The 2,905-nt window shown below is 33.6% G+C and carries 4 protein-coding genes and 1 pseudogene; all 5 read right to left on the bottom strand.

Annotated features, from left to right (window positions below; genetic code table 11):
- Window positions 1-126: 126 nt before the first annotated feature.
- Window positions 127-300, bottom strand: a pseudogene (locus H8716_RS18170) (DUF3784 domain-containing protein); the annotation flags it as partial.
- A gap of 195 nt (window positions 301-495) precedes the next feature.
- Complete coding sequence (locus tag H8716_RS17320) at window positions 496-891, bottom strand: DUF6483 family protein (RefSeq protein ID WP_005337294.1); 396 nt, start codon at window positions 889-891, stop codon at window positions 496-498.
- 50 nt (window positions 892-941) lie between these two features.
- The gene (locus tag H8716_RS17315; RefSeq protein ID WP_249310205.1) at window positions 942-1,598 is read right to left on the bottom strand and encodes a hypothetical protein; all 657 of its coding nucleotides are present in this window, start codon (window positions 1,596-1,598) and stop codon (window positions 942-944) included.
- Window positions 1,599-1,652: 54 nt separating this feature from the next.
- Window positions 1,653-2,033: a DUF2500 domain-containing protein gene (locus H8716_RS17310; RefSeq protein WP_249310206.1), complete on the bottom strand. Its 381-nt coding sequence runs from the start codon at window positions 2,031-2,033 to the stop codon at window positions 1,653-1,655.
- 129 nt (window positions 2,034-2,162) lie between these two features.
- Window positions 2,163-2,549 (bottom strand): DUF5301 domain-containing protein, encoded by a 387-nt coding sequence (locus tag H8716_RS17305; protein ID WP_117699150.1) that lies wholly within the window; start codon window positions 2,547-2,549, stop codon window positions 2,163-2,165.
- Between the last annotated feature and the right edge of the window lie 356 nt (window positions 2,550-2,905).

The raw sequence follows: 2,905 nt of genomic DNA, 5'->3' as shown, positions 1-2,905 counted from the left end.
TTGGTTGTGGTGACTTAACAATACTACTTGTAGGACTTGGTTTCCACTGCTTTTTATTAAAGTGTAAAGAAAAACTGCGCCATAGCCTTGGCAGGCCATCGCGCAGCGATTTTGTTCAACTTGAATTTAACGTTCTCTTTTATGTCTATCAATAAGCAACAAAACAAACATAATAAGCCATATCCACCATGCGATCCAACAGCCTATTCCTTGATAGTAGATATCTATGATTATTCCAATAATAAAAGGAACTGACATAAACATTATTCTTTTTCCATATGCCTTACACATAGCATTCTCATCGTATTTCTTTCATTCATCCGCTGATTTCATATTATAACCCGACAAGAATTTAGCAGCTTTTCCTTCTGATTTATAAAACCACATTCCAAACAAAAACATAATCACTTCCATCATAAAGTCAAAAACAATATAGAAAATATAATACAATTTCTCCTTTCAGCCAATCACTCTTATCTCTTTGGATTTTCTACATTACTCTTCAGCTTTGACCAAACATAGCAAATCAGTATATCCTGACTGCATAAGTAATTGCTTAAAACCAGACATCACTTCTTCTTTTGTATAATTATTATTTTTCAAAAACTCACTATCCTTCTCACTAAGGTATTGGTAGAAAAGAGCTGCCGCCATTACCTCATTTCTGTCTGTATAATCAATGCTATCTAAAAGTATATTCTCTGCTTCGTTAATTTTCCCAGAATCAATCATATCAAGAAAATCTTTCAAATTTTTCCCTGATACTTCATATTTATTTTCTTTTTCAAGTTCAACAGAAACATACTTTTTCCCAAACATTAAAGAAAATAATACTCTTACCATTTCTTTTATCATTCGCATAATATAGTCTTTTTCGTCTGTGAAATACATTTTTCACCTCCATAACTACCGATTTCTCTGTTTCAAAAACTGGAAGTTGTTTATCCAAAATGAAATGGAATAACTATATCAAGTAAAACTGCAAGAACTATACTAATCGTTCCCATTAGCGCAGAACTCCTCAATGTGTCTCTCCTCAAAACAATAAGTCCAATAATAAAGACTATCACTTCCAAAACAGATTTTGCATTAAAATACCAGCATCCATATACAAAGCACATATTGAACAATACTGCCAAAATCAGCACCGATAGTATAAGTGCCAGTTTGCTTTTCCCCCTTGCATACCAGCAGGCAAAAGACAATAATGGAGAAACAGCTGTAAATCCAAACCAAATCACCGCATAACTTCTTGGAAAAAATCCTGCAATATAGTTTGAATACAAATAGTAACTTGCAACCATACCAATAAAGAATGCAAAAACATTAATGCTTGCTCTTATTGCAGAATTGCTATAAATAGAAATACACAGTGCAATCAATACCCAGATTGCAAAACGTCCAAGGAAATTATGAACATCTAATGCTCCATCTATTGCTATAAGCACACTGGGAAGTTCAGCTTGACGAAAATCCAAAAATTTTGAAAAAGTCCCCAAAGCTATTCCAAGGAATAATACAGCTATAGTATTTATAATTTTTCTATTATTAGATATTGGTTTTTCTGCATTCCTGATATCATTCAAAAACTTTATCATAATTACCCTCACAAATACCGATTTTATTAATTCTACAAACTTGAAATTCTACTTCTATTTTTCAATAGCCCTCTCGAATCCCAGATAACGACTTCCCTGGAATGTCAGCTTTCCTTCATCTCCTTCTGCCAGCATTCCATACTCTTTTCCATATACAGAAAATTCCATCCGATCGCGGCTTTCCACCTCAAAAGTAACATAATAAGAGGTGCTGGTGGTAGTATGATACCCGTGAGTTCCTGAAGTGTCTCTTCCAACCGGCTCGTTGTGATGTGTCGTATTCTGTCGCTTGGCAGCCACCCTGGCTTCCACCGTTAAACGGGGAGAATTATTATTTTTATTCCAAGTTCTTATTCCACTTATAAAGGTAAATAGGATCATCCCAAATATCAGTAAAACCATAACTGGAAAAATCAAATCAAATAAATCAAACATCATATTCATAAACTCTCCTCCTGTAACTTTCGATTTTAATGTCTCTATTATACCATAATGATACTATTATAAAAAAGGAAAAAGAGCTCCTTCGAGCTCTTTTGATTCAGTTCTGTAAACTTGAATTAATCAGTTTCTTATAAACCTTTCGAATAGTTGGCTATCAATTTTATAAATTCCTTGATACGGCTGTTCAATATAGTATTTACCACTATCCTCATACGCAAAGATAGTACTTGTTCCTGTCTCAAACTGGAAGTCAATTTTGATATAACTTTCCACTTGTGGATAGTCTTGAACACTTTCCTTTTTAGTCGGTTCAGAACTGGAAATATCGGCGATTATTTCACTTATCCAAGTTTTGTCTGAATAACTTACTGTATTTTCCCCAAAAGTTATATCAATAGATGTAATCTCGTCGGTTTGAGGTAACGTAATAGGAGCTACCTTTTTTCCACATGCAACTAAAGTCAGCACACAAGTAAGACACAAAAACAAAGAAAGAAATTTTTTCATAAGCATATTACCTCCACAACTTCCGATTGAGATTTCACCTGTTTTAAGAGATTTAATAACTGTTATATTTTGTTATTAAATTCTCTGTAAACCCTTGAAAACACTGGATTTGTCGCAGGTGAGCTTTCCCTTATTGTTTCCCTTGTGTTATATCGTCCCGCCAGTGTTTACAAACTCTGATAAGGGAAAATACAAGGGCAAGAAAATCATATAAAACAGTATAACACAAAATAAAAGTGACATGGTGAACTGATTGAAATGCTTCTGATTTTTGTAACTGATGATTTATTGATCGATAAGGAGATAAGATACGATGAGAACAATATTTGCAGAATATAATCCACAATGCAACAGTA

It is taken from the genome of Jingyaoa shaoxingensis (genome assembly GCF_014385005.1).
Classification (GTDB): Bacteria; Bacillota; Clostridia; order Lachnospirales; family Lachnospiraceae; genus Marvinbryantia; species Marvinbryantia shaoxingensis.
The sequence above is the reverse complement of the archived record's forward strand: the minus strand, read 5'-3'. Positions and strand labels throughout refer to the sequence as shown.

What these genes read in the sequence shown, in the direction of transcription:
- H8716_RS17320 (WP_005337294.1), bottom strand. Translation starts at nt 891, where the DNA reads ATGTATTTCACAGACGAAAAAGACTATATTATGCGAATGATAAAAGAA.
- H8716_RS17315 (WP_249310205.1), bottom strand. Translation starts at nt 1,598, where the DNA reads ATGATAAAGTTTTTGAATGATATCAGGAATGCAGAAAAACCAATATCT.
- H8716_RS17310 (WP_249310206.1), bottom strand. Translation starts at nt 2,033, where the DNA reads ATGTTTGATTTATTTGATTTGATTTTTCCAGTTATGGTTTTACTGATA.
- H8716_RS17305 (WP_117699150.1), bottom strand. Translation starts at nt 2,549, where the DNA reads ATGAAAAAATTTCTTTCTTTGTTTTTGTGTCTTACTTGTGTGCTGACT.